Origin of the sequence: Oceanobacillus locisalsi (assembly GCF_042675985.1) — a bacterium.
Classification (GTDB): Bacteria; Bacillota; Bacilli; order Bacillales; family Amphibacillaceae; genus Oceanobacillus; species Oceanobacillus locisalsi.
Genome location: NZ_JBHTKK010000002.1, coordinates 245,428 through 271,423 on the forward strand (window position 1 = coordinate 245,428; position 25,996 = coordinate 271,423).

The window sequence follows — 25,996 nt, forward strand, 5'->3', positions numbered from 1 at the left end:
AGGAGCTAGATACTCTTGAGTTATTTGAATCATAATCAAGGATATAGAGAAGGTTTACTAGAAACACGTTCTGTTATCAAAAAAGACAATTATGCGGTCATTACGCCGGATGGTTTAGTTAATAACGTGGTGCCAGGTTTTGACGATTGTGATGTATCTATACTGGGTTCTCCACGTTTAGGTGCAAGATTTGTTGATTATCTGGTAACTGTTAAAAACCAAGGCGGAAATAAAACTGGTTTTGCCGGTGATGGCGTACAATCATTTGTCTATGTTGTATATGGAAAAATCAATGCCTATGCTGACGGTAAAAAATATGAATTGACTCAAGGCGGCTATTTATATGTACCTCCACATTTACAACTGACTTTTGAAAATAACAATAATGGTGAGGACAGCCGTTTATTCTTATACAAAAAACGTTATCAGCCAATTGAAGGACATACTCCGGAAGTTGTTTCGGATAATGTCAACGATATGAAACAAGAAGCTTATGAAGGCATGAAAGAAGTGCTCATTCAAGATTTATTACCAAAAGACATTGCATATGACATGAATATTCATATTCTTTCTTTTAAACCTGGAGCTTCCCATGGTTATATCGAGACTCACGTTCAGGAACATGGTGCTTATGTATTAAGCGGCCGCGGTATGTATAACTTGGACAATGAATGGATGCCGGTTGATAAAGGCGATTATATTTTCATGGGCGCTTATGCACCACAGGCAACTTATGCAATCGGACTGGATGAGCCGTTCGCATATATTTACTCAAAAGATGCGAATAGAGATATTAATTTATAAAAAGGGGTAAGTTTAATGACTGAACCATTAGTGTATGTAGAACGTGATCGTCTCCGGACGCTAATGAAAGATAAATTAGTGAAAGCTGGGTTACCTGAGGAGCAGGCAGATAAAACAGCAGACTTACTCATTTTTGCAGATGAACGAGGTATTCACTCTCATGGTGCAGTAAGAATGCAATACTATTCAGAGCGCGTAGCAAAAGGTGGATATAACCTGAATCCAGATTTGAAATTTGAACAAACAGGTCCGGCAACCGGGATTTATCATGGAGATAACGCGTCTGGACATTATGTAAGTTATGAAGCGACGAAAAAAGCGATTGAACTGGCAAAAACATCCGGTATCGGAGTCGTAGGTGTCAAAGAAATAGGGCACAGCGGTGCTATCGGCTATTATGCACGTCAAGCAGCCTTGGAAGGCATGGTGTCCTTAACAGTATGCCAATCTGACCCAATGGTAGTTCCATTTGGTGGCTCTGAACCGTATTTCGGCACCAATCCGATTGCTTTTGGAGCCCCTAGAAAAGATGATGAACCGATCATCTTTGACATGGCGACAACCGTACAAGCCTGGGGCAAAATATTAGATGCAAGAAGTAAACATCAATCTATTCCTGATACTTGGGCAGTAGATGAAAATGGTGCCCCTACAACAGATCCATTTAAGGTGAATGCACTATTGCCGGTCGCAGGGCCTAAAGGATATGGATTAATGATGATGGTGGATATTCTGGCGGGAAGTTTACTTGGTTTGCCGTTTGGTAAGCATGTCACTTCCATGTACAAGGATTTAACAGAATATCGCCGCTTAGGACAATTTCAAGTTGTCATCAATCCGGAGTATTTTGGAGGCAAAGAGCAATTCCTTGAAAATATATCCCAAATGGTTGAAGAATTGCATGCCAATCCGCCTGCTGAAGGGTTCGATAAAGTGTATTACCCGGGTGAGATTCAAAATGATGTAATGAAGCAATATCAAGAAAGTGGTATTCCGGTTACGAAGGATATTTTTGATTATTTAGAGTCTGATAAGATTTACTGATCATTTTGATGAAAGGGAGTAGTCAGATGCGTGTAAAAAAGCAGGAACTGTTTGATTTAATGAAGCAGAAGTTTATGAAGGCTGGATTAAATGAGGAAGCAGCGCACGATGTTTCGGATGTATTGACTTTTGCCGATTATCGGGGTATTCATTCACATGGTGCTGTCCGTGTGGAATATTACGCGGAACGAATCGCAAAAGGCGGTATTACCGCAAATCCGAATTACACGTTTGAACAAACAGGACCGGCATCTGCTGTTTTTGATGGAGACAACGGTCCGGGTCATCAGGCAGCAAAACAGGCGATGGAAAAAGCCATTGAGATGGCGGAATCATCCGGTGTGGCTGTTGTGGGAATGAAACATATCTCACACAGCGGGGCCCTGGGCTACTTTGTTGAAATGGCAGCAAAAAAAAATATGGTTGGCTTAAGTATGTGTCAATCTGATCCGATGGTGGTACCGTTTGGAGGAACAGAACCGTATTTTGGTACGAATCCAATCGCATTCAGCGCCCCATCTGCCGATGAGCGGTTGATTACATTTGATATGGCGACAACGGTTCAGGCCTGGGGAAAAGTATTGGATGCGAGAAGTAAAGATGCATCCATTCCGGACACTTGGGCGGTAGATGCATCCGGCGCACCGACAACGAATGCTAGAGATGTGCACGCCCTTGTTCCCATTGCTGGCCCGAAAGGATATGGATTGATGATGATGGTGGATATTTTATCAGGCAGCCTTCTCGGTGTTCCGCATGGTGTCCATGTATCCTCGATGTATCAAGACTTGACCAAAGGCAGGGACCTTGGCCAAATTCACATCGTAATCAATCCGGCATACTTTACCGATTTAGATGCTTTTAAGAAACAGATTTCTACGATGCTTGATGAACTAAAAGCACAGCCGGCAGCAGAAGGCTATGGAGAAATTTTTTACCCGGGTGAACGCGCAAGATTAAGAAGTGCAAAGTATGATAAAGATGGTATTGAAATCGTGGATGATATTTACAATTATCTGGTATCAGACGATGTTCATTACGACCGTTACCATGGGAAGAATAGATTTGCAGAATAATTCAAATGGAGGAACATTATGTTATATACAATTATAAAAGAAAACACGTATCAGGATTCTATTGTGTTAATGCTTTTATCAAACAAATTATCTGCAATGGATGGTGTAAACAAAGTATCCATTATGATGGGAACACCAGCTAACAAAGATATTTTCAAATCTTCAGGTTTGGGAACAGATGAATTGGAAAAAGCAAACCCGAACGATATTGTCATTGTTGTAGATACAGACCAAGAAGAAAAGGCGTCTGAGGTAGAAGCAGAAGTCGATGCAGAATTAAAAGGTGATTCATCTTCACAAGAAGCATCAAAAGATCAGGAAGCACTTAACTGGAAACGTGCAATGGAGCTTGCTAACGATCCGAATTTAGCATTAATTTCCATTCCAGGACAATATGCAGCATTAGAGGCAGAAAATGCACTAAATGAAGGACTTCATGCGTTTATCTTTAGTGATAACGTCCCTAAAGAAGACGAAGTGAGATTGAAACAAAAAGCAAATGAAAAAGGCCTATTGGTAATGGGACCAGACTGTGGTACCGGAATTATTCACGGCCTGCCGCTTGCTTTTACGAATGTTGTAAATGAGGGAGATATTGGCGTTGTTGGTGCTTCCGGCACAGGAATCCAAGAGGTGACAACCATTATCGACCGTTACGGCAAAGGAGTAACGAATGCTATCGGAACTGGCGGTCGCGATTTATCCACAGAGGTTGGAGCAATCACGATGTTAGATAGTATCAAAGCGTTAAACCAAGATCCGAAAGTTAATGTGATTACTGTTATCTCTAAGCCGCCTGCTGAAGAAGTACAGCAAAAAGTGTTAAACGTGTTAAGAAACATTGATAAGCCGGTTGTTACGCTATTTTTAGGCGACAAACCATCTTATCAAGAAGAAAATATTTATCACGCTTATACACTGGAAGAAACAGCGGTTGTATCTGTTCAATTATCTAATGGTGACAAACCAAACTTCGAACCGAAAATCGTTGAAGATGCTAATGTATCTCTAAAAGATTCACAAGTTGGCATTAAAGGCTATTATTCCGGCGGTACGTTAGCTTCTGAAGCAGCAATGTTATTAAAAGAAGCATTTCAAGATGAAGTACCTGAGGAAAAGAAAGAAGCTTATATCTTAAAAACCGATCATCATGAAATTATTGACTTGGGCGATGATATGTACACGCAAGGCAGACCGCACCCGATGATTGATCCGGAAAAACGTATCGAAATGCTTGAGACATCTGGAAATGATCCAGAAACAGCAGTTATTATGCTTGATAATGTGATCGGCTACGGCAGCCATGACGATATGGCAAATGAATTAGCACCGACCATCAAACGTGTATTGGACAGTGCAAAAGAAGACGGTCGTGAGCTTGCAGTACTTGCAACAGTAGTAGGTACAGAGCAAGATCCTCAAGGTTATCAAAAACAAATTGATACGCTGAAAGAAAGTGGCGCTATCCTTTGCGAAACAAACGATCAAATGGTTCGTACAGCGATCAATCTTGTGGGCGGAAAAGCAGAACAACCGGTTCTTGACGTGCAAAAAGTGGAGCATACACCTGAAGACTTAGCTGTAGATGAAAAAATTATGTCCTTAATTAATTCTAACCCTAGTGTTATCAATGTTGGACTGAAAAGTTTCACTGAAGCAGTTAAGGAAAACGGTTCTGAGTGTGTTCAATTTAACTGGCGCCCAATTGCCGGCGGTGACGAGAAGTTAATGAAAGTAATTCAATTTCTAAACTATTATGAAGGAGATACATCTAATGGGTTACAAAACAATTAATGAAGCAAATGAAGCTGTTATCCAGAAGATAGTAGCGGCTGCACCATTCTTAACGGATGTAGTACCTGCTAAATCTGTTATTCCTGAATTGGAAGAGCATGTGCTGCTGCACGCAGGACCTCCAATTAAGTATGAAAATATGACAGACCCTATGCAAGGTTCTTGTATCGGAGCTATTCTTTTTGAAGGATGGGCAGAAGATGAAGAAGGAGCACGTGAACTGCTGGAAAATGACAAAATTACGTTTATTCCATGTCATCATGTGAATACCGTAGGACCAATGGGCGGTATCACGTCTCCAAATATGCCAGTACTTGTTGTTGTGAACAAAGAGTCTGGAAATGAAGCTTACTGTCAAATGAATGAAGGCATTGGCGCTGTATTGCGTTTCGGTGCTTATAATGATCAGGTAATCAACCGTCTGCAATGGATGAAAGATGTGCTGGCTCCAGTATTAAGTAAAGCATTGAAAACCATGGATGGCGGCTTGAACGTGAATGTTCTGATTGCGAAATCTATCGCAATGGGAGATGAGTTCCACCAGCGTAATATTGCAGCATCATTGGCATTCTTAAAAGAAGTAACACCAGCTATTTCTGCTTTGGATGGTGTAGAAGAAACACAAAAAACAGAAGTCATTCAATTTTTAGCTGATACAGATCAATTCTTCTTAAATGTTGCTATGGCAACAGGAAAAGCAATGATGGATGCAGCAGCAACCATTGAACATGGTACAGTTGTTACAGCAATGTGCCGTAATGGTGAAAACTTCGGAATTCGTATTGCAGGTATGGGAGACCAATGGTTTACCGCTCCTGTTAATACACCGCAAGGATTATATTTCACTGGCTATTCAGCAGAAGATGCCAATACAGATATTGGTGACTCAGCGATTACAGAAACAATCGGTGTGGGCGGTGTAGCAATGATTGCTGCCCCAGCAGTAACACGGTTTGTTGGTTCAGGCGGATTTAGCGATGCGCTTGAAACAAGTGATCAAATGACAGAAATCTATATTGGCGAAAACCCGAACTTTGCAATTCCAACATGGGATTTCAAAGGGGCATGCTTAGGTCTTGATGCAAGAAAAGTTGTTGAAACAGGTATTACACCGGTTATCAATACTGGTATTGCGCATAAAGTTGCTGGTTACGGACAAATTGGTGCCGGTACGGTTAACCCGCCAATTGAATGTTTTGAAAAAGCAATTACGGCATATGCTGAAAAACTAGGTTTTACAGAATGATGATAGAGGCGAGTGCGATTGGTTCAATCGCACTCCAACTCTTGATTGAAGGGAAGAAGTTCACAGTCCATAGTATTTTTGAAAAAGGCTTGAATATTGTTGACGATAATGGTGAATTGATATTCCTTGGTACGAATGAAAATGGAACTTTTCCATTTGGAATTTTATTAAATCCACAAACGAAGCAAACGGTGAAAGCAAGTATTGAAATTGGAGATACCTTCATTGTCCACAATAAACATCTTTCCCACAACCGCTTTGACATCACGTTTCATCATACAAAGGTGCTTCCGTTACATACGGATTTTGAGAGTGCCAATATAAATAAATTAAAAGAAAATATGCAGCAAATTTCATTTGAGTCGTATGAGAATACGGATTTTGAATTAAAATATGCCTCAGCGTTGATCCAAAAATTAAAAGATTCTTCTGAGAAACTGGAAGATGATTTCAGGTACTTCATCGGGCGCGGCCAAGGATTAACGCCAACTGGTGACGATATACTGGTTGGTATATTATATGGTCATTTTATAAATCCTTTTATTGCACCCAATCATCTTGAGACTTTGGAAAAACTGCTGAAAGAACCTTTAACAACGATTGTCAGCCAACGTTTTTTAACTTGTGCGATAGAAGGTTTATTTAGTTCAAAAATCACCAATTTACAATATGACGCATCTTTAGAAAGCTTGAACAGCCTGATTGAAGTAGGCTCTTCTTCTGGGAAAGATACATTATACGGAATTTGCATGGCTTTAAATAAGGAGTGAAAGAATGGGTAAAAACGTCGTTATTGCATTAGGAGGTAATGCAATTTTACAACCAAATCAAGAAGCAACCTATAACAATCAATTAAACAATGTGGTATCAGCAACAGGCCATATGATCGAAATTAGAGAAGCTGGACACAATATTGTGATTACACATGGAAATGGCCCGCAGGTGGGTAACATTATCGTACAGAATGAAGCTGCGAAAGATACAGTTCCAGCATTTCCAATCGATGTGTGTAATGCAGAGTCACAAGGTTTTATTGGCTATATGCTGGAGCAATCGCTGAAAAATCATATCAGCAAGCGACAAATCAGTGCTAATGTGGCTACATTATTAACTATGGTAGAAGTGGACAAGAATGATAAAGCATTCCAAAATCCAACGAAACCAATCGGCGTATTCTTCTCTGAAGAAGAAGCAAAGCAAATGGAAGAAAAAGGCTTTACCATGTCAGAAGATGCAGGCCGCGGTTATAGAAGAGTTGTTCCTTCTCCGGAGCCAAAAGTAATACATGGAATTGACGAAATTCGCCAGTTAATTGACGAAACGATCGTTATTTCTTCTGGCGGCGGCGGTATCCCTATCTATCGCGATGAACAAGACCAAATCCACGGTGTAGAAGCGGTTATTGACAAAGACCGTTCTGGATTAAAACTTGCTCAACAGGTTGATGCAGATGTTTTCATGATGCTGACAGATGTACCGAATGTGTATATCAATTTCGGAAAAGAAAATGAACAAAAACTGAGCCAGGTTTCGATTGAAGAAGCAGAACAATATGTAGCGGAAGATCAATTCCCTGCTGGAAGTATGCTTCCGAAAATTCAAGCAGGAATAGAAATGGCAAAATTAGGTAAAGAAGCGATTATCTGTTCATTGGATCAGGCGGTAGATGCTTTAGAAGGTAAAGCAGGTACACGTATTTCAAAATAAGATAAGCGGAGAGGGAGGAAAATGCACCAATATCCTCCCTCTTTTTATATAAAACGAAACATCATTCAGCGGGAGTTTTCCGTGATAAAGTCAACTTCTTTTTCGGAATTATTCGTCTGTTTCGGATAGATTGATTTTTACATTTTTATACAATAAAATGTAAAAATACATATGCATATAACTTGAAATTAATATTTTACCTTCTGGCGTTCGCTCCGGCCAAGCCCTCCGCTTTCCGACGTCCTGGGACTGCGGTTACTCGCCCCATCAAAACCGTTGTACGTCGGAAAGCAAAACGGTTCGCCGCAGCGGTCGCCTTACACTTTACCTTCTCATCTTTGTCAACAGATGTATAGAAGAAACGATCTACCCCTATTCCTATGGAAAGGAAGTTACTTTTTAAAGTGTGTAAGTTGAGTAAAGAAAAAAACAGGTTTTTTAATTCAATTTATACAATTGAAAGAATATGCTTGATTTTTAGTTAAATTAGCCAAAAATCCATATTTAATTCTACAATTATGTTCATGTTTAAAAAAAATACTTGTTTTACAATGTGACTACCATTTGTATATACCTATAAGTACCACATGGCAGAGTGAAAAACAGGAATACATTTTTTGTTGAGCATGACATGATGCTTGAGAGGTAAATGTAATGAACGTTTTTGGAAACATGTTTGAGCAAGAAAGGTATTGTTTAAGAAAAATGATAAAAAATGGTGAAGAATGGACAGACTATGAAAAGGTGAAAGTTACTATTTAGATCAAAATAATACATGTTACAGAAAATAATTGGTCCATGTAAGATTTGCTGCTTTACCGGTATATTATTTGCGTTGAAATCAGCGTGAAGAAGTCAATTACTGTTCATATTTCCTAAATAATAATGTTGAAAAAAGGTATCTGAATGCTGATAAAGGTATGAAATGAATTTGCTTCATGAGGAGGACACTGAGAATGAATAGTTACCAAGAAATGAATACCCCGCTACGAACAATTATGACACCGGGACCTGTTGAGGTTGATCCAAGGGTGCTTCGTGCAATGAGTACGCCTATTCTCGGGCAATTTGATCCGGTTTTTACAGGAATGATGAATGAAACAATGGAAATGCTCCGAGAAGTTTTTCAAACGAAAAATAAATGGGCTTTTCCGATAGATGGGACATCCCGTTCTGGAATTGAAGCCTTATTGAGCAGTGTTATTGAGCCGGGCGATAAGGTGCTCATTCCTATTTATGGAAGATTTGGTCATTTATTAACGGAAATTGCGGAAAGAAATAAAGCTGAAATCCATACAATCCACTGTGAATGGGGAGAAGTTTTTGATCAGGAAGTAATTATTGAAGAGATGAAGAGAGTGAATCCTAAAGTTCTCGCTGTTGTACATGGAGAAACTTCTACAGGGTGTATGCAGCCGTTAGATCAAATAGGGCCGGCTTGCCGGGAAGCGGATGTGTTATGTGTTGTAGACGCTGTTGCAACCATTGGCGGAGTACCGGTAAAAGTAGATGAATGGCAGCTGGACGCGGTCATTGGCGGGACACAGAAATGTCTGTCAGTTCCTTCCGGGATGGCACCTATCACATACAATGAACGTATTGAGCGCATTCTTTTTTCCAGAAAAAAAGTAGAAAAAGGAATAGCTACTGCGGATGATGTTTATGCAGGAGAACCGATTCAAAGTAATTACTTTGATTTAAGTCAGCTTCAGGACTATTGGGGACCTAGAAGATTGAATCATCATACAGAGGCAACCACTATGCTGTACGGATTGCGAGAAGGTGTAAGGATTGTTTTACAAGAAGGGCTGCAAGCTCGATTTGACCGTCATAAACTTCATGAGAAGGCGCTTATGGAAGGAATAAAGGCAATGGGGCTTGAGTTATTCAATGAAGTTTCTTGGAAACTGCCCGTGGTAACTTGTATAAAAATTCCAGATGGTATTGATGGGGATGCTGTCAGAAAAATGCTTCTTGACCAATTTGGAATTGAAATTGCCAGTTCATTTGGACCTTTACACGGAAAGATATGGCGTATCGGAACAATGGGATTCAGCTGCCGGCAAGAGAATGTATTGTTTGTTATTTCCGCGATGGAAGGCGTATTAGTGCGTCATGGAGCTCAGTTGAATACCGGAAAAGGACTGCAAGCTGCCCTCGATGTATACGATTCTGCTGAATAATCTGTGCACGGCAAGTCAGATGCACAAATTGTAAAATGAATAAAAAGAACACGAAAAGTGGTTTGACATAAATCGAAACATCATTTTGCTGAAGTTTTCGGATGTTTCTCCATGTTAAATTGAAACCACAGAACAGTCTGCCCAGTAATTCGGGAACAGGCTGTTCTTTTTTGAACATCCTCTATAATTGATTTCTATGTGTATGTCAGTATATTCTTCCGTAATCGTTTGTTTTGTGCGGATAAGAGTTAACTTCTGCGCGATACTGTGATAACGTATATATACGTGCTTGTACAGATGTGGTAAAATAATATAGCGTATAGCGAGATTTTATGTGTGTGTATATTGGCATAAAAATGGTATTTCATATAGAATAATGATGGTTTTCTATTACCGTATAGGAAAACATATAGCCAAGCAATATGTTAACTTCGAAAATGACAATGAATACGTTGATGTTGATAATCCAGAAATTTTCTAGGCAAAACTACATACTATCTGTTTGTGGAATTTGAAAATAGAGGTAAACGTATAAACTGGCTTTCAATGTAATTGAAGGAGGATATAATGTCTGAGCAGAAAGAATCTGAAAATAATCTGAATCCTGATAAACCAAAGAAAAAAAAGTTTACCATGCCTCATATCTATGTTATCTTGTTTATCTTTATCATCTTGGCATCTATAGCTACTTATTTTATTCCTGCCGGGATGTATGACAGGGTTCCTGGACCAGAGGGGCGGGAAACCATTGATCCCAATTCATTTCAACATGTTGAACAGACACCAATTGGAATAATTGATTTTATGACTGCTATCCCCAGAGGATTAATTGAAGCTGGAGAAATTGTATTCTTTACTTTTATTATAGGCGGTTTATTTGCAGTTATTAAAAAGACCGGACTTATTGAAATTGGCGTAGATAAGCTGACAAGAAGATTTTCGCATAACAGTATTATGGTTATTCCTGTCTTGTTTATCTTATTTGCGACAATATGTGGTTTAATAGGAACACAAGAGCTGAGTCTGGTGTATGTTCCTGTTATGCTGCCTTTAATGATCGCATTGGGATATGACTCCATCGTCGCTGCAGGAGTTGCTCTGCTGGGTACTGCTGCCGGATTTACGACAGGCTTTCTTAACCCGGTCAATACCGGACTGGGGCAAAAAATATCCGGCTTGCCGGTTTTCTCAGGTATAGAATTGCGTTTAATCGCTTTTGTGGTGTTTATTGCTATCGGATTGACCTATCTTCTCCGTTATGCACAAAAAGTAAAGAAAAACCCGAAAGCAAGCTTGGTGTATGAGGACGATACGGAGAAGAGAAAACAATACCTGGAAAAATCAGAAACAGGAAGTCCGCGTAAAGCAAACACCAGACAAAAAATAGCGTCTGTTTTTATTCTTTTGTTCTTTTGTCTGTTAATCTACGGCGTGATTACGCAAGGATGGTTTATGATAGAAATGGCCGGCCTGTTTATACTCATGGGAGTTGCCGTTGGCAGAATCTCCGGATTAAACTTCACGGAAATCTGTGAAGGGTTCAATGATGGCTTTCGAGAAGTATTAATTGGGGCGTTTATTATCGGTGTCGCCCGGGCAGTGGCAGTGGTCATGGAAGATGGTATGGTAATGGACACCATTGTTAATAGTCTCGGCAGTCTTGTCGGAGAGCTGCCGGCCGTTTTTGGGGCAATTGGCATGGCTGTTGTGCAAATGCTGTTTAATTTCCTTGTACCTTCCGGAAGTGGCCAAGCTCTAGTGACGATGCCTATTATGGCACCTTTATCTGACTTAATTGGTGTAACACGCCAGACAGCTGTATTAGCATATCAATTTGGAGATGGCATTGGAAATCTGTTATACCCAACTTCTGGTTATTTTATGGCGACTATCGCTTTAGCTGGTGTTTCATGGGAGAAATGGGTTCGATTTTATTTACCGCTGTTCTTTATGTGGTTTGGAGCTGCGGTCGTTATCTTAATCATTGCTCAAGTAATTCAATGGACCTGATTATACAATTTGGCAGCCAATTTATTATTTGCAGCAAAGAGAAATGGCAACATAAAAAGACAGGAAGGGACACTAAGGTGTTTTCCTGTCTTTTTCCGTATCTGAAAGTATATAGAAAGATATGATCAGAAATTAATCAAGCTGCTGCTTCAAAAATTGAATCACTTTTTCAAATGCGTCGATAACTTGCGGGTCTTCCATATCTTGATCAAATGAATGTTTTCCGCCGGATATTGTTATTAGTTGATTAACAACTCCTGCTTCATCCAATACTTGTTTCATATGAACGGATTCTTGATATGGTACATCTTCATCCGCGTCGCCATGTAATAATAAAGTCGGTGGATAGTTACTGTCTGCGAGACGAGCAGGACAGTATGAGCTTAAGGAAGATAGATCTTCTTTGGAACTTTTGCCCGTTACATAATCAATCCATTTTCCTTGCTGCCGGCAATATAGATAGATGGCATACCTTTTTTCAATTGGAGAAGCAGCTATTTCCTTATCCATAATCAGCTGTTTGGCAAGCATTTCTGGAGCAGCAGGCATTTTTGTAAAATGTGGACTGGGCTCTGTATACCACTTACCTGTAATGTCCCCATAACCGTAGAAGGAAACAATTGCTTTTGGATGAGTTTGTAGTGTCCCGGACATTAATGCTAGATAAGCACCAGCAGAAGAGCCGATGACAGCAATATTTTCTTTATCAAAGTCACATTGTTGGCTTCCTTCTTCTGCCAGCCATTCAATCGCATCGCGTATATCTTCTATAATTGCCGGTAATTTCGTTTCCGGAGCTAGTCGATAGTCGATGGAAAATACATTAAACCCAGCATTGGTGTACAACTCAATCTGTTTTTTATCCAAATCATCTCTGGTACCCCATATTAAACCGCCGCCATGAATATACATGAGCAGCGGTGCTTGTTTTTCTGTCGTCTCATGCAATGTTCCGTTTATTTCACAGTCATGGCTTACTTTATACGTATATGTTTTCATGTTCGTCACTCGCTTTCATAATGAATATGATATCGGCATGTTATTGTGATGTCAAATGAAACTATACGATTTTCACTTGCCCCTTTACCCCTATTTTGAAAGAGAGAGATTTGTTGTAAAAAATGCGAGTAATGCTGCATTTTGTCTTAATGGTATTATTTCACTTCCGATTTCCGAAAGATAAGGAAACTGGCAAGATAGAAAACGAATATAAATAATAAACAGATGATGACACTTTTTGCTATAAATGCACCGCTCATTGCGATTGTTAACCGGGATAAATCAATTCCATAAGGCGTATAAGCCATTATAGAATGCACCGTTTCATTCAGGCTTGAGATAGGTCCGAGGATTAAGCTGGTTATATACGTGGCAGCGATGACTAGAACAGCCTTTTTAAGTAGGAACATATAGAAAATGCTGATCATTAGCTGACTGATAAAAATGAGCAAGGATACACTGTTTGTCAATAGGATGTTACCAAATAAATCAGCTGTAAATTCCCGGGTAGTTGCTTCTGATAAAATATTTAAGGTTGGTGTTGGAATAAAACCACTGAATGCTGTATCCGAAAAAGCAAAAATCATCGTGATGATGATGTAAGGCAAATACAACAACGCCATTAAAATAAAAAAGGAAATCATTTTATGGATCATAATCGCATTTCTGCTGTGTCCGCCAGTAATGGCATTTTCAATGATTTTATTTTCAAAGTCGGTTGTCAGGCAAATGCCTGCAGCGATACTTCCTAATAATGCCATCATCTGCGTTTCGGAAAATAGAGACAAGCTGCCTGACGCAGTTTCTACACTTAAACGGCCTGTCGCTACATAATGAGAGCAGGCAGTAAAAATAATCGCACTGACCATAGCTAACATAAATAGTACCCATGGGGAAATCGATTTGCTACATTTAAAGAAATCGGCTTTTAATAGTTGCATCAGCTTGCCCTCCTATTAAATGAAGATAATAGCTTTCTAAGCTTTCTTCCTGGGTTGCGAAAGTGGTTACGATAATACCATGTTCGATCAAAGTTTTTGATAATTTTTCTTTTTCATCGGTGAAGTCGTATAATTTCACGCTTTGATCAGGCTGTACAATAAAATTTTCTGTATGAAGGGATTCTCTCAGCACTTTCGGCAGCTTTTCTGGTTCATTGCAATCAATCAGAAGATGCTTATCAATTTGTTGTTCTAATGTGTTATGGCTCAGTGTTTTCAGGATTTTCCCTTCATTCACAATAATGAATTCATCTGCCGTTTGATGAAGTTCTGCTAAATGGTGGCTGGACAACAGAATCGTCATTTGGTGTTTGGCGGCCAATTTTTTTATAAGCTGTCTTATTTCCGCAATGCCGCTGGGATCGAGCCCATTAACAGGTTCATCAAGCATTAATATCTCTGGATTACCTAACAGGGTAATAGCAATGCCTAAGCGTTGGCGCATTCCTAAAGAAAAATCTTTTGCTTTCTTTTTCCCGGTATGTCCTAATCCAACAATCTCGAGTACTCGTTGCTCTGTATTTTCTTCTTTGATCCCTTTCATGATTTTATGGACGCGGAGATTATCACGTGCATTCATGTTGTCGAGGATACTTGGATTTTCAATCATACTGCCCATCTGCTTCCGTCCAGCCTGCAATGCTTTTTGACTGGATTGGTGAAATAAATATAGCTCTCCGGAAGTGGGGAAGGACAAGCCGGCAATAATCCGCATGAACGTTGTTTTGCCGGCTCCATTTTGACCAATCAAACCATAGATTTTTCCTTTTTCCAAGGATAGCGATACGTTTTCCAATGCTTGAAAACCGTTATAGGTTTTGGAGATATTTTTTGCTTCCAGAATATAATGCTTCATTTTTTAATATCCTTTGTATCATTCAAGATTCCCTGTGCCATGGTTGTAAAAAAATCTGCCGGTACCAGAGCAATACCAATGCTTTCCGGGTTTTCGTCACCTAACACCATAAACTGGTCACCTTCTTGCATGTGGACCATCTTCAAAGCCTTTTCCGGCAATTGAACATAACCCCCTTTTTCTAATGGCGTTGTGTTAAACATATGCTTTCCCTTTGGAGGGATTGGAAAACCGCTATCTTTTTGATCGTAATGAATGAAATTGTCTAAAGAGACATCAAATAAGGAGGCAAGGGCATCGCAATGGATAATGTCCGGTAAAGACTCGCCGTTTTCCCACTTCGCAATAGATTGTCTGGTGACACCAATTTTTGCGGCTAATTCTTCTTGAGAGTAGTTATTTTCACTTCTTAAAAAAGAAAGATTTCGTGCTAAAGTAATTTTTTGCATGTTATGCATCCCTTTCATTTAGGTATACTTTTATTTTACCCTTTAATGAAAAGGAAACAACCAACGCAGGATAACCATTTATGTTAACGTCAGTTACGTATCCAAAATACAAGTTGTCTCTTGCGCCTAACGTAACGTGAAGTGATATGATAAAAGTATCCATTGAGAGGGGATTGGAGCGAAAATGAAAAATGAAATGTTCTCAATCAGCGAATTTGCGAAAGCGACAAACGTATCTGTACGAACACTGCATTATTATGATGAGAAAAATATATTAAAACCAAAACGGGATGAAGATACGGGACATCGAGTGTATGAAAAAGAAGATATGATTCAGCTGCATAAAATTTTAACGATGAAGTTTTTAGGAATGAGCTTAGATGACATCAAGGATTATATGCAGCTGAATACGTTTGATTTGAGTTTTATCGATACGTTAAAACTGCAAGAATCAAAATTAATCAAGGATAAAGAACAGATTGATATTGCTTTGGAAGCTATCCAGCGGACGGTCCATCTTTTAGAAAATGAAAAGGAAGTCGATCAAGCTGTACTTGTCAGTTTGCTGGCTAATATGCAAAACGAAAAGAAGCAGCAGGAACTGTCAAAAGGAATCATTAAAGAAGACATTATGAAGAAAATGTTTCCGCAGACTGTGAAGGAGAAGATGCTTTTTGAACAAGGAATACTGACATTCTATAAACGGGTTAAGAAATATTGCGGGAAGTCGGCAGATCATCCAGAGGTGAAACAAATGCTGGAGGACTTTTATCATTTAATCTTAGCGATATTTGAAAAAGATTCTTTAGAAGAATTGCCCGATATTTTTTCTTTAGATATGGAAGACAGAGAGAGCGAAAAACAGCTGGAGGCCTATATTCGAGAAGTTGAGCGTCTTATCCCTACGCCGATTACGGAAGAGGAAGAAGCATGGCTCGAGCAAGTAACACTAGATTATATGAGTCCATTATGGGATAAGGAAGAAGGAGAAGATTAAATGGAAACATCAAAACAATCATCTAGTAATTTTATCAAGTTATTATTATCAACAAGGATACCAAAGCTTGTTTTAATATTAGGATTAATAGGAAGTATCTTGACTACCTTGGTCGGGCTTACGATTCCGCTGCTGACAAGGGAGCTTGTAGACGGATTTTCCCTTGCTGATTTAGATTGGCGTTTTATTGTCATTATTGTCGGTGTCTTTATTGTGCATGCGCTGATAGATGGATTATCCGCTTATGCTCTGGCTTATGTAGGGCAAAAGGTGGTGGCGCGACTTCGGGAAATTTTGTGGAAAAAGTTGATTCGCTTGCCGGTTCCTTATTTTCAAAAGCAGCCAAGCGGGGAATCTGTCAGTCGTGTGATTAATGATACGGGAATCGTAAAAGATTTGGTTTCCCAGCACTTCCCGCAATTTATTTCTGGTCTGATTTCCATTATAGGGGCAGTTATCATTTTGCTTTTCATGGACTGGAAAATGACATTAATCATGTTTATTGCTGTCCCAGTCACGCTAATTGTGATGTTACCGCTTGGAAGAAAGATGGCAAAAGTTTCGCGCAGTCTCCAAGATCAGACAGCGAATTTCCAGGGAGAAATCCAGCAGACGGTCAGCGAAATCAAACTGATGAAATCTTCTACCGCAGAACAACAGGAAGAGAAGCGGGGCTTGCGAGGGATTTTTAAGCTATTGCGAACAGGTTTGAAAGAGGCGAAGATTTTCTCGGTTATTGCCCCGTTTATGTACATGATTGTGATGCTTGTCATTGTGATGATTATTGGCTACGGCGGTATTCGCGTAGAGCAGGGGACGATGACGACAGGGTCGCTTGTTGCTTTTCTGTTGTATTTATTCCAAATTGTTATGCCGCTCACTACCTTTGCAATGTTTTTCACGGAATTGCAAAAGGCAAAAGGAGCGACCGAACGAATCTCGGAAATTTTACAGGAAGAAGAGGAAGAGGTATTACCTGGTTCTGTAAAACAAATTAGCGAGCTTCCATTGGCGTTTAAAGAAGTCAGCTTTTCTTATGAAGCAGGCGAACAGGTCTTAAATAACATTTCATTTTCGGCATCACCAGGGGAAATGATTGCCTTCGCAGGGCCAAGCGGGGGAGGCAAAAGTACAGTATTTGGGTTAATTGAACGTTACTATAAGCCTGATGAAGGTGTTATCTTGCTTGGCAGCGAACCGATTCAGGATATTGCTCTTGACTCTTGGCGGTCTCAACTGGGGTATGTATCACAGGAGAGCTCGATGATGTCGGGAACGATTCGGGATAATTTAACATATGGCTTAGAAAATGCAGAAGCAATTGCGGCTGAAAAACTTTGGGAAGTAGCAGAAATGGCTTATGCTGCTCAGTTTATTCAAGAGCTGCCAAATGGTATGGACACGCAAGTCGGCGAGCGCGGTACGAAATTATCAGGTGGACAGCGGCAGCGTATTAATATTGCCAGAGCTTTCTTGCGTGATCCAAAGATTTTATTACTGGATGAGGCAACGGCTAGTCTCGACAGTCAATCGGAGCAAGTGGTACAAAAAGCATTACAGCGATTAATGGAAGGAAGAACGACATTTGTGATTGCGCATCGTTTGGCGACGATTATCGATGCAGATCAGATTATCTTTATTGAAAATGGGGAAATCACTGGAAAAGGAACGCATCAGGAACTATTGGAGTCACATGAATTGTACCGTTCTTTTGCAGAGCAGCAGTTGACGTAGAAAAAGGGCAGAGCATATCTATTTCATATGTTCTGCCCTTTTCTTCCATTTTTTAGTGGAGCAGCAGTAAAATCACACTTTTACTGTTATATCTCTAATTAATCGATAATTCATTCCGTAAAGAGCGACAACTAATACAAGACTTAACGGGATGGTAACAAAGGTTGGTAAATAAAAGACATGGGAGAAGAAAGAGAAAAGTGTTATCTCCATAAGAATTCCTGTTATTGCTAAAATGAAGAGGCTGAGCACAATGGATAAAAGGCCATAGAGCCAGCCCGAACGATAAAAAGTCAACCCTATCATCCAGCCAATTAAATAGTAAATAAGATGCACAATGGAAAAGCTGCTTAAAGTATAAAAAAAGGCAGAAAGGCTACTCGTGAAATCAACCTCTGGAGCTTGTATATTCCATCCTGCCCAACCAGATATAAATTGGAGAATGAAAGCTAACAATATCAAGATGACAGTTATTGTAATTGCTAGTAAGACTGAAGCTATCAGTGTGCCGAAAAAGAAATTTTTTCTGGTAACGCCTTGCAGCATATAGTAATAAAAGAAGGAAGACGTGGTAAGAATACCAAGAACGAACATATAAATAGATGATGAACCGTTGGTGAAGTTTGCTAAATCTACAAAGCTGGAGTGTGGACCAGAAGCCAAACTTACGACGACAATGTAAATGACAAACATAAAGGAAAGAAACCATATCGTCCATTTCGCTTGTTCCATAAACAAGAAGGTTCCGATTTTTTTAGGTGTTAAGATAATAGAATTCATTCTTCTTCCCCCTTCGTTAAGTGCACAAATAAATCATGCAGCGAGAGCGGCCCAATTTCGAGTCCAACTTGATTGGCAGCATTTCTTTGCTGTTCCGTTAGTTCGCCATATACCATAACGGATTTTGTGCCGCCAAGTACCTGGCTGTTTAAAACCTCTAATGCTTTCGTAAAATCGTCCACCTGCTCCGATGAACCTGTAATAGAGAATCCTTTGGAAATAACCTGTTCATTCGTATCTTGCAACAGTACGTTTCCTTGATGAATGATCAGCACCTCATCAAACAGATAATCTGTTTCCGAAACAAGATGGGTCGAAAAGATAATGGTTCTTGGATGCTCCTCTTGATCATTTAACATTTCGTTATAAAACAATTCCCTTGTCGGCGCATCCATGCCTAAATACACTTCATCAAAAATCGTTAAGGACGTTCTAGATGCTAAACCAATAATAGCTTGAAATGCTGACTTTTTTCCTTTCGACAGCTGATTCACTTTTTTATTTAAAGGAAGTTTGAACTTTTCAGCTAGATGGAGAGCATAGGATTCGTCGTAATGTGGACGAAAATAAGCCATTTCTTTCAATGTTTCACCAACTTTGTCATAGCTGTATTCCAAATCTTTGTGTTGGTCGAAAATAAAGATGGTATCTTGCATTATTCTTGGATTTTCAAAAGGGTCTTCCCCGTCAATAGTAAGACTCCCTGCATCTGCTTTCCGAAAAGCGGCCAAAACAGAGAGCAACGTTGTTTTTCCTGCTCCATTTCTTCCTAATAAACCATGAATTTTTCCAGGTGTGAGCTGAAAACTGACCTGATCGATAGCGGTGAAATCTTTATATTGCACACGGACATTTGAAGCTTCAATGGCATAACTCATGCGTTATCCCCCTTTCTTGCTTTTTTAATTAAATCAATGATTTCATCCTCTGTGATACGAAGCTTCTCTGCTTCTTGGACTAAGTCGATAACGTAATCTTCCATAAAGTCTTGTTTTCGTTTTTCAACGAGTTTTTGTTTTGCTCCTTCTGCGACAAACATGCCGACACCTCGCTTTTTATATAAAATGCCCTCATCTACAAGCTGTGTAACGCCTTTGGAAATGGTGGCGTGATTAATTTTATAAAATTGAACCAGCTGATTGGTAGAAGGGGCTTGTTCTCCTTCCTTGAGCTGCTCATTAACAATCTGGTCTTCAATCTGTTCCCGGACTTGCACAAAAATAGGTTTATCACTTCGAAATTGTGTGGACATGATGCGTTTGGCCTCCTTTCTGGCAGATTTTTATAATCGAATAGGTGCGTTTTTGGTCAAATGGTAGATAAAGCCAATTAAAATAACAATCATGACTAAGAATATGGCGTAGAATACGATAATCGTTGACTCAATCCAAATATGGTCCTGTAAAAATTCTGCCATCCCGATAAACGGAGAAGAAATCAAAATAAACAATAATCCAATTTTCCAGCGGAAACGATAAAAACCAATTCCTATGAACCAGCCGATTAAAAGATAGAAAAAATGGCTGATAGAGTAATCAACTATACTTTGTATAAAAGGTAATACCCCGCTGCTTATCAATAAATCTGTCCATGGAACAACAAAACCTAAAGCTGGAGCGACTGTCTCAAATAAACCAATCATGAGACTCATAGCAAAAGCTAATATAACAGAAAGCAAAACGGATGCGAATAAAGAAGCTTTAAAAAACTTTTTACGGGAAATACCCAACTTAAAGTAGTAGTCTAAGAACCCATAAGAATAAAGCAAACCGATAATTAACAAAAACACATTCGATGTTGTACTGCTAACATCAAGGTTATCCAAGATTCCCCAATGATTTGCTAGGATAATTGCAAATGTCAAAATAATCATAATGCCGTAAAACCAAGCCGCCCATTTCATCTGTTCTGCGAATAAAGATCTGCCTAATTGAGTTTGTTTCATGCTTTGCCACCTTCCTTTGTTAAATGAATAAATAAATTATTCAAGGATAATGTGCCTATTTCTAACCCAAGCCCAGCTGCCTCATGCTGTTTTTGTTCCGTCAATTCTCCATAGACCATAACGGATTTTGTTCCGCCGAGCGTTTTCTCATGAATCACTTCCAATGTTTCCGTAAATGAATCGACATCTTCTTTGGGACCGGTGACAGAGGAACCTTTTTCAAGAAGATGCTCACTTGTATCCTGTAACAGAACCTTCCCGTTATCGATTATAAGCACTTCATCAAAGAGATACTCCATTTCTGAAACAAGGTGTGTAGAAAACAAAATGGTACGTGGATGTCTTTCCTGCTCTAATAGAATTTCTTTATAAAATAACTCTCTGGCAGGCGCATCCATGCCCAGATAAGCTTCATCAAAAATCGTAAGCGGTGTTCTGCTTGCCAGACCAAGAGTGACTAGTAACGCCGAGTATTGTCCTTTGGATAATTGATCCGCACTTTTATCCATCGGAATGTGAAACTTTTCCGCTAATGTTCTTGCATAGGTTTCATCAAAATTCGGACGGAAATAAATCATGTTTTTTATGATCTTATTAATCTTATCGTAATCATAGGTGTTATCTTTATCGTAAATAAAAGAAGTTCCCTGCAAAATCCGGTCATTTTCAAATGGGTCTTCCCCATCAATAACAATCGTTCCGTGTTTTACTTTGTGAAAAGAAGCAAGGTACATTAATAAAGTGGTTTTCCCGACACCATTTCTCCCTAATATGCCGTGAATTTTACCCGGAGAAAGAGAGAAGGTTATGTCTTCTAACGCTTTAAACTTCTTATAATGTACCGTTAAATTACGGACTTCAATGGAATAAGGCATATACATTCTCCTTTTTAAATAAATATTGAAAACTTATACTGATATGGTTATATAGTTATGTATATAACCATATCAGTATAAAGGTGAATTGTCAATAAACATAGAGAGATTTCTGAAAATAGACTGTGATTAAAGGAAACATGACTTTTTACGAAAATATAAAATTTACAAAGAGATTTATTTGAAACGTATGATATATTAGAAAGTAAGTTAAAAAGATAATAAGCGAAACACTGCAAGAAACTTGTGGGATGGGCAAAGGACACGGATGGAAAAAGCGAGTTGCTATTTAAATTTGATAAAGAATGGAGGATGTATATGATGACAGAAGCATTAAACGTTAAAAACGTAACGATAGGAGAGGGGAAACCGTGTATTTGTATCCCTTTAACTGCTGCAACAAAAGAAGCTCTTATTGAAGAAGCTGGACGCTGTCAACAGGAGGGGGCAGAAGTTGTAGAATGGCGTGCGGATATGTTTGCGGAAGTAGAAGATCATTTAGTCGTAGAGCAAGTTCTAAAAGATCTCACAGCTGTTTTAAAAGGAATTCCGCTTATTTTTACCTTTCGGAGTCATCAAGAGGGGGGAGAGAAGGAACTTTCCAAAGCAGATTATGTGTCCCTGAATCAATTTGTTATCGAGACTGGGCTGGTAGATTTAGTGGATGTTGAACTCTATCAAGGAGAGGAAACAGTACATCATCTACTTTCTGCAGCACATCAACGCAATACATACATAATCATTTCCAATCACGATTTTCAAAAAACACCTCCCCAAGCAGAAATAGTGCAACGTTTAAAGCAAGCAGATGAGCTTGGCGGTGATGTATTAAAAATAGCTGTCATGCCAAAGGAGATAGATGATGTGTTAGTGTTGCTCTCTGCAACCAATGAAATGCAAAAAATAACAACAAAGCCAATGATTACAATGTCGATGGGTCCGCTCGGAGTGATTACCCGATTATCCGGTCAGGTATTTGGTTCTGCATTAACTTTTGGAGCAGGAGAAAAAGCTTCTGCCCCGGGGCAAATTCCTGTCGGGGAAATGCGGCAAGTACTGGATGTGCTGGATAAATCAACAGGAGCTTGATACGAGTTTTTTTAATAAAACGCATGATAATTGCAGGAGGAAAATAAATGTCAGCAACGTTAGAAAAAGCAGCGAATGGATATATAGCAACATATGAACGTCAATGGGAAAAGACGATAGAAGAAGTGTGGTCTGTTCTTACACAAAATGATAAATTACAGCAGTGGATGCCGAATTTAGAAGTGGTAGACTTGCGTAAAAACGGAACGATGACATTCCATATGAATGATGGGATAGGGAGCTCTTTCAGTATTTCCATTTTAGATTTTCAAGCCTATTCTTATTGGCAATTTGAATGGGGAGATGGATCTGTCCGGTTTGAATTGGAACCTGTAGAAGAAGGGTGTAAGCTTATATTAAAAGAATATATTCCAGCGATGAGTAATCATGTTCCCAAAGATTTAGCAGGATGGTATATCTGCTTAGATATGTTTCAAGCAGTCTTAGAAGGAAAACCAATGGATTTCCCAAAAGAGTCATGGAAAACACATTATGAAGCATACAAGAAACAAGCCGCTCCTTTTTTAAGTGAAGATAAATAAAAAACAGTGCCTCAAAAGCTGATGCTTTCGTAGGCACTGTTGTTGTCTATTAATATGGATCTGCATCATGTCCTAGCTCTTCCGCGCGCTTTGGAGCCTGTTCGGCATCCGATGCGCCTAACGGATTCTGGCTGGTGCCGTGCTTTTTCGTCTGCTCTAATCCTTCTCGCAGGCGGCGTCCATATTCTTCATCCGCTTCTTCTGCTAATGCAATCATCTTATCTTGAATTTTCTTGTCACAGGTTGATAAATCGCCAATCAGATTAGACAGTAATTCATCTTTTTCCCAGTCTTCAAACTGACGGAAGGTTTCGCCGGCTTGTTTGGTATTATCATTGCGTTCAATGGATTCGCGTACAAGGTTTCCTTCTGCATGAGGGGTATACTCTTTTCCAGTCTGCTTTGCCTCTTCCAGACCGCCAAGTACAGACGGCTCGTAATTGACATGTGGGTTCTGGCCGGGTGCTTTATCGTTTTGCTGACGTAATTGTCCGCCTTCTTGATTGGTTGCCACCCGTTTTTTTGCTGCATTAATCGGTACTTGCAAGTAGTTGGCACCGACACGATAACGCTGTGTATCGGAGTAAGAGAAGGTACGGCCCTGCAGCATTTTATCGTCTGAAAAATCCAGCCCGTCAACTAACACACCGGTACCGAATGATGCCTGCTCTACTTCTGTAAAATAATTCTCTGGATTTTGATTTAATACCATTTTACCGACCGGCAGCCATGGAAATTTATCCTCCGGCCACAGTTTGGTATCATCTAACGGATCAAAATCAAGCTCCGGGTGATCATCGTCTGACATGATCTGTACCAGTAATTCCCATTCCGGGTAATCGTCGTTTTCAATGGCATCATATAAATCTTGTGTCGCATGGTTGAAATTCTCGCCTTGAATTTCTGTAGCTTCTTTCATGGTTAAATTTTTAATCCCTTGTTTCGGCTCCCAATGATACTTCACAAGAACAGCTTCTCCATCTTGATTGACCCATTTGTAGGTATTTACTCCAGAACCCTGCATCATACGGTAATTTGCAGGAATTCCCCATGGCGAATAAATAAACGTCACCATATGAAAAGATTCCGGCGAGTTGGCACAAAAATCAAAGAAGCGCTCAGAATCTTGAATGTTCGTGACTGGATCCGGGCGGAAAGCATGAATCATATCCGGAAATTTCATCGCATCACGAATAAAGAAAATCTTTATGTTGTTGCCGACAAGATCCCAGTTGCCATCTTCTGTGTAAAATTTCACCGCAAAACCGCGCGGATCGCGGACCGTTTCCGGAGAATGGGTGCCATGAACCACGGTTGAGAAGCGGACAAATACAGGTGTCTGTTTTCCTTTATCCTGAAAAACTTTTGCTCTCGTATATTTAGAAGCAGGGTCATCTCCAACGGTTCCATAGGTTTCAAAATACCCGTGCGCTCCGGCACCGCGGGCATGAACAATCCGTTCCGGTACTTTTTCACGGTCAAAATGACTTATTTTTTCAATGAAATCATAGTTCTCCAACGTTGCGGGGCCACGATTACTGACAGTACGGATATTTTGATTGTTGGTTACAGGATGACCTTGGCGGGTCGTTAAGGTTTTATCATTTTCAATGTTGGTTTGATTGGTGGATTTTTCTTTTTCAGACATGTGTTTATCCTCGTTTCTTTTGTAGATTTCTTCTTATTAGGATAGCCAATTCAGATGAAATTAACCGGTTTTTAGTGAATTTCTCAAAGAAGCAGGAAAAAGAAATGTATTATTTCTCTGGAAATATGGATGGAAAGGTTGACCTTTTCTAACAAGCGTTTAAAATAGGGATAAACTCATTTTTTGGAAAAGTTAAATTAGATAGAAGAAAGTGATAAATAATATTTAAAAAATAATGAAGTTTTACAAATAAAAAGTGGAGGTAGCAACCATGCCAATTAAAATTCCTAGAGAGTTACCGGCAAAAGAGATTTTAGAAGAAGAGAATATCTTTGTGATGGATGAACAGCGTGCTGCTTCACAGGAAATCCGTCCGCTTAGTATTCTTATTCTTAATTTAATGCCGGAAAAACAAAAAGCAGAAACACAACTGTTACGATATTTAGGGAATACACCGCTGCAAGTTCGGATTTCTTTTTTAAGGATGGCTTCGCATGAATCAAAGACAACCAGCAAGAACCATCTGGATACCTTTTATAAGACGTTTGAAGAAGTGCGGGATAAAACCTTTGATGGCATGATTATTACAGGTTCTCCCGTCGAACATCTAGACTTTGCTGATGTTGATTATTGGGAAGAATTGCAAGAAATTATGGATTGGACAAATGACCATGTGACCTCTACGCTCCATATTTGTTGGGGGGCACAGGCAGCTTTATATCATCATTATGGCATTGATAAGCACCCGCTTTCGAAAAAATGTTTTGGCATCTTTGAGCATGACGTGTTGACACCAAAAGAACGGCTGGTGAGAGGGTTTGATGAAGTATTTCTAGCACCGCATTCCCGCTACACAACGGTGTCAGCAGAAGAAATTAAGAACCATCCGGATTTGCAGCTGGTTGCGGAGTCTGAAAAAGCCGGCGTATTCTTGCTTGCTTCCAAGGACGGAAAGCATATCATGGCAACGGGGCATTTAGAATATACAGCATCGACATTGAAAGAAGAGTATGAAAGGGATCATGCCCGCGGTGTGAATACGGAAATACCGGAAAATTATTATCCGGATAATGATCCGGACAGGCGTCCGAAGCATCGGTGGAAAAGCCATTCGAGTCTGCTGTTTTCGAATTGGTTGAACTATTATGTGTATCAGGAAACCCCGTATGTGTGGGGAGGAGAATAAAAATAGAAGAAATTGCGGTGTATTACTGCGA

24 protein-coding genes are annotated in these 25,996 nt (G+C 39.6%); 14 read left to right on the forward strand and 10 right to left on the reverse strand.

All coding sequences use genetic code 11. The features are described from left to right. Positions 1–15 precede the first annotated feature (15 nt). From allE to ACFQ19_RS03360, 9 genes are all read left to right on the forward strand, one after another. Positions 16–804 (forward strand): (S)-ureidoglycine aminohydrolase, encoded by a 789-nt coding sequence (gene allE / locus ACFQ19_RS03320; protein ID WP_379590584.1) that lies wholly within the window; start codon positions 16–18, stop codon positions 802–804. Between the two features lie 15 nt (positions 805–819). Then, positions 820–1,848: an ureidoglycolate dehydrogenase gene (allD, locus tag ACFQ19_RS03325; protein WP_379590586.1), complete on the forward strand. Its 1,029-nt coding sequence runs from the start codon at positions 820–822 to the stop codon at positions 1,846–1,848. 26 nt (positions 1,849–1,874) lie between these two features. Continuing rightward, entirely contained in the window at positions 1,875–2,924 is a 1,050-nt protein-coding gene (gene allD / locus ACFQ19_RS03330) for an ureidoglycolate dehydrogenase (protein ID WP_379590588.1), read from the forward strand. A gap of 18 nt (positions 2,925–2,942) precedes the next feature. Continuing rightward, the gene (locus tag ACFQ19_RS03335) at positions 2,943–4,718 is read left to right on the forward strand and encodes an acyl-CoA synthetase FdrA (protein WP_379590589.1); all 1,776 of its coding nucleotides are present in this window, start codon (positions 2,943–2,945) and stop codon (positions 4,716–4,718) included. Beyond that, positions 4,699–5,964 (forward strand): YlbE family protein, encoded by a 1,266-nt coding sequence (locus ACFQ19_RS03340; protein ID WP_379590591.1) that lies wholly within the window; start codon positions 4,699–4,701, stop codon positions 5,962–5,964. The genes ACFQ19_RS03335 and ACFQ19_RS03340 overlap by 20 nt, the downstream gene beginning before the upstream one ends. Continuing rightward, entirely contained in the window at positions 5,961–6,734 is a 774-nt protein-coding gene (locus tag ACFQ19_RS03345; protein WP_379590592.1) for a DUF2877 domain-containing protein, read from the forward strand. Before ACFQ19_RS03340 ends, ACFQ19_RS03345 begins: the two co-directional genes overlap by 4 nt. Positions 6,735–6,738: 4 nt before the next feature. After that, positions 6,739–7,671: a carbamate kinase gene (gene arcC / locus ACFQ19_RS03350; protein WP_379590593.1), complete on the forward strand. Its 933-nt coding sequence runs from the start codon at positions 6,739–6,741 to the stop codon at positions 7,669–7,671. A 956-nt stretch (positions 7,672–8,627) separates the two neighbouring features. After that, positions 8,628–9,854: a pyridoxal-phosphate-dependent aminotransferase family protein gene (locus ACFQ19_RS03355; RefSeq protein ID WP_379590594.1), complete on the forward strand. Its 1,227-nt coding sequence runs from the start codon at positions 8,628–8,630 to the stop codon at positions 9,852–9,854. 567 nt (positions 9,855–10,421) lie between these two features. Continuing rightward, complete coding sequence (locus ACFQ19_RS03360) at positions 10,422–11,864, forward strand: YfcC family protein (RefSeq protein WP_379590595.1); 1,443 nt, start codon at positions 10,422–10,424, stop codon at positions 11,862–11,864. A 132-nt stretch (positions 11,865–11,996) separates the two neighbouring features. Here ACFQ19_RS03360 and ACFQ19_RS03365 read toward each other — a convergent pair whose 3' ends face one another. The 4 genes from ACFQ19_RS03365 to ACFQ19_RS03380 all read right to left on the reverse strand — a co-directional run bounded on the left by ACFQ19_RS03365 (position 11,997) and on the right by ACFQ19_RS03380 (position 15,169). Continuing rightward, the gene (locus ACFQ19_RS03365; protein WP_379590596.1) at positions 11,997–12,863 is read right to left on the reverse strand and encodes an alpha/beta hydrolase; all 867 of its coding nucleotides are present in this window, start codon (positions 12,861–12,863) and stop codon (positions 11,997–11,999) included. 155 nt (positions 12,864–13,018) lie between these two features. Next, complete coding sequence (locus ACFQ19_RS03370) at positions 13,019–13,804, reverse strand: hypothetical protein (RefSeq protein WP_379590597.1); 786 nt, start codon at positions 13,802–13,804, stop codon at positions 13,019–13,021. Further along, entirely contained in the window at positions 13,776–14,720 is a 945-nt protein-coding gene (locus ACFQ19_RS03375; RefSeq protein ID WP_379590598.1) for an ABC transporter ATP-binding protein, read from the reverse strand. Before ACFQ19_RS03375 ends, ACFQ19_RS03370 begins: the two co-directional genes overlap by 29 nt. Further along, positions 14,717–15,169: a helix-turn-helix transcriptional regulator gene (locus tag ACFQ19_RS03380; protein WP_379590599.1), complete on the reverse strand. Its 453-nt coding sequence runs from the start codon at positions 15,167–15,169 to the stop codon at positions 14,717–14,719. Before ACFQ19_RS03380 ends, ACFQ19_RS03375 begins: the two co-directional genes overlap by 4 nt. A gap of 184 nt (positions 15,170–15,353) precedes the next feature. On the opposite strand from ACFQ19_RS03380, the gene ACFQ19_RS03385 reads away from it, so the two are divergent. Next, positions 15,354–16,166, forward strand: coding sequence for a MerR family transcriptional regulator (locus tag ACFQ19_RS03385; protein WP_379590601.1), 813 nt, complete (start codon positions 15,354–15,356; stop codon positions 16,164–16,166). Continuing rightward, positions 16,167–17,900, forward strand: a complete 1,734-nt coding sequence (locus tag ACFQ19_RS03390; RefSeq protein WP_379590602.1) for an ABC transporter ATP-binding protein — start codon at positions 16,167–16,169, stop codon at positions 17,898–17,900. Positions 17,901–17,972: 72 nt separating this feature from the next. Here ACFQ19_RS03390 and ACFQ19_RS03395 read toward each other — a convergent pair whose 3' ends face one another. From ACFQ19_RS03395 to ACFQ19_RS03415, 5 genes are read right to left on the reverse strand one after another with little or no spacing between them, the layout of a single operon-like run. Further along, positions 17,973–18,680 (reverse strand): hypothetical protein, encoded by a 708-nt coding sequence (locus ACFQ19_RS03395; RefSeq protein WP_379590603.1) that lies wholly within the window; start codon positions 18,678–18,680, stop codon positions 17,973–17,975. Next, on the reverse strand, positions 18,677–19,558 hold the full coding sequence (locus tag ACFQ19_RS03400) for an ATP-binding cassette domain-containing protein (protein ID WP_379590604.1): 882 nt from the start codon (positions 19,556–19,558) through the stop codon (positions 18,677–18,679). The genes ACFQ19_RS03395 and ACFQ19_RS03400 overlap by 4 nt, the downstream gene beginning before the upstream one ends. Beyond that, positions 19,555–19,932, reverse strand: a complete 378-nt coding sequence (locus ACFQ19_RS03405) for a GntR family transcriptional regulator (RefSeq protein WP_379590605.1) — start codon at positions 19,930–19,932, stop codon at positions 19,555–19,557. Before ACFQ19_RS03405 ends, ACFQ19_RS03400 begins: the two co-directional genes overlap by 4 nt. A 30-nt stretch (positions 19,933–19,962) precedes the next feature. Continuing rightward, the gene (locus tag ACFQ19_RS03410; protein WP_379590606.1) at positions 19,963–20,625 is read right to left on the reverse strand and encodes a hypothetical protein; all 663 of its coding nucleotides are present in this window, start codon (positions 20,623–20,625) and stop codon (positions 19,963–19,965) included. Continuing rightward, positions 20,622–21,500 carry an ATP-binding cassette domain-containing protein gene (locus ACFQ19_RS03415; protein ID WP_379590607.1) on the reverse strand — a complete coding sequence of 293 codons (879 nt, stop codon included), beginning with the start codon at positions 21,498–21,500 and terminating at the stop codon, positions 20,622–20,624. Before ACFQ19_RS03415 ends, ACFQ19_RS03410 begins: the two co-directional genes overlap by 4 nt. A gap of 321 nt (positions 21,501–21,821) precedes the next feature. Here ACFQ19_RS03415 and aroD point away from each other — a divergent pair, with 321 nt between their 5' ends. After that, complete coding sequence (aroD, locus tag ACFQ19_RS03420; protein WP_379590608.1) at positions 21,822–22,589, forward strand: type I 3-dehydroquinate dehydratase; 768 nt, start codon at positions 21,822–21,824, stop codon at positions 22,587–22,589. 47 nt (positions 22,590–22,636) lie between these two features. Beyond that, positions 22,637–23,131, forward strand: a complete 495-nt coding sequence (locus tag ACFQ19_RS03425; RefSeq protein WP_379590609.1) for an SRPBCC family protein — start codon at positions 22,637–22,639, stop codon at positions 23,129–23,131. A gap of 49 nt (positions 23,132–23,180) precedes the next feature. Here ACFQ19_RS03425 and ACFQ19_RS03430 read toward each other — a convergent pair whose 3' ends face one another. Beyond that, complete coding sequence (locus ACFQ19_RS03430; RefSeq protein WP_379590611.1) at positions 23,181–24,779, reverse strand: catalase; 1,599 nt, start codon at positions 24,777–24,779, stop codon at positions 23,181–23,183. A 271-nt stretch (positions 24,780–25,050) separates the two neighbouring features. Between ACFQ19_RS03430 and metA the strand changes: the two genes are divergently transcribed. Then, the gene (metA, locus tag ACFQ19_RS03435; RefSeq protein ID WP_379590613.1) at positions 25,051–25,965 is read left to right on the forward strand and encodes a homoserine O-acetyltransferase MetA; all 915 of its coding nucleotides are present in this window, start codon (positions 25,051–25,053) and stop codon (positions 25,963–25,965) included. The last annotated feature ends 31 nt before the right edge of the window (positions 25,966–25,996 follow it).

Coding starts and splice junctions, on each gene's coding strand:
- ACFQ19_RS03335 (WP_379590589.1), top strand. CDS start 2,943: ATGTTATATACAATTATAAAAGAAAACACGTATCAGGATTCTATTGTG.
- ACFQ19_RS03395 (WP_379590603.1), bottom strand. CDS start 18,680: ATGAATTCTATTATCTTAACACCTAAAAAAATCGGAACCTTCTTGTTT.
- ACFQ19_RS03370 (WP_379590597.1), bottom strand. CDS start 13,804: ATGCAACTATTAAAAGCCGATTTCTTTAAATGTAGCAAATCGATTTCC.
- ACFQ19_RS03355 (WP_379590594.1), top strand. CDS start 8,628: ATGAATAGTTACCAAGAAATGAATACCCCGCTACGAACAATTATGACA.
- ACFQ19_RS03360 (WP_379590595.1), top strand. CDS start 10,422: ATGTCTGAGCAGAAAGAATCTGAAAATAATCTGAATCCTGATAAACCA.
- aroD (WP_379590608.1), top strand. CDS start 21,822: ATGACAGAAGCATTAAACGTTAAAAACGTAACGATAGGAGAGGGGAAA.
- ACFQ19_RS03345 (WP_379590592.1), top strand. CDS start 5,961: ATGATGATAGAGGCGAGTGCGATTGGTTCAATCGCACTCCAACTCTTG.
- ACFQ19_RS03385 (WP_379590601.1), top strand. CDS start 15,354: ATGAAAAATGAAATGTTCTCAATCAGCGAATTTGCGAAAGCGACAAAC.
- ACFQ19_RS03430 (WP_379590611.1), bottom strand. CDS start 24,779: ATGTCTGAAAAAGAAAAATCCACCAATCAAACCAACATTGAAAATGAT.
- ACFQ19_RS03425 (WP_379590609.1), top strand. CDS start 22,637: ATGTCAGCAACGTTAGAAAAAGCAGCGAATGGATATATAGCAACATAT.
- allD (WP_379590586.1), top strand. CDS start 820: ATGACTGAACCATTAGTGTATGTAGAACGTGATCGTCTCCGGACGCTA.
- ACFQ19_RS03400 (WP_379590604.1), bottom strand. CDS start 19,558: ATGAGTTATGCCATTGAAGCTTCAAATGTCCGTGTGCAATATAAAGAT.
- ACFQ19_RS03415 (WP_379590607.1), bottom strand. CDS start 21,500: ATGCCTTATTCCATTGAAGTCCGTAATTTAACGGTACATTATAAGAAG.
- ACFQ19_RS03340 (WP_379590591.1), top strand. CDS start 4,699: ATGGGTTACAAAACAATTAATGAAGCAAATGAAGCTGTTATCCAGAAG.
- allD (WP_379590588.1), top strand. CDS start 1,875: ATGCGTGTAAAAAAGCAGGAACTGTTTGATTTAATGAAGCAGAAGTTT.
- ACFQ19_RS03410 (WP_379590606.1), bottom strand. CDS start 20,625: ATGAAACAAACTCAATTAGGCAGATCTTTATTCGCAGAACAGATGAAA.
- ACFQ19_RS03405 (WP_379590605.1), bottom strand. CDS start 19,932: ATGTCCACACAATTTCGAAGTGATAAACCTATTTTTGTGCAAGTCCGG.
- ACFQ19_RS03380 (WP_379590599.1), bottom strand. CDS start 15,169: ATGCAAAAAATTACTTTAGCACGAAATCTTTCTTTTTTAAGAAGTGAA.
- ACFQ19_RS03390 (WP_379590602.1), top strand. CDS start 16,167: ATGGAAACATCAAAACAATCATCTAGTAATTTTATCAAGTTATTATTA.
- arcC (WP_379590593.1), top strand. CDS start 6,739: ATGGGTAAAAACGTCGTTATTGCATTAGGAGGTAATGCAATTTTACAA.
- ACFQ19_RS03365 (WP_379590596.1), bottom strand. CDS start 12,863: ATGAAAACATATACGTATAAAGTAAGCCATGACTGTGAAATAAACGGA.
- metA (WP_379590613.1), top strand. CDS start 25,051: ATGCCAATTAAAATTCCTAGAGAGTTACCGGCAAAAGAGATTTTAGAA.
- ACFQ19_RS03375 (WP_379590598.1), bottom strand. CDS start 14,720: ATGAAGCATTATATTCTGGAAGCAAAAAATATCTCCAAAACCTATAAC.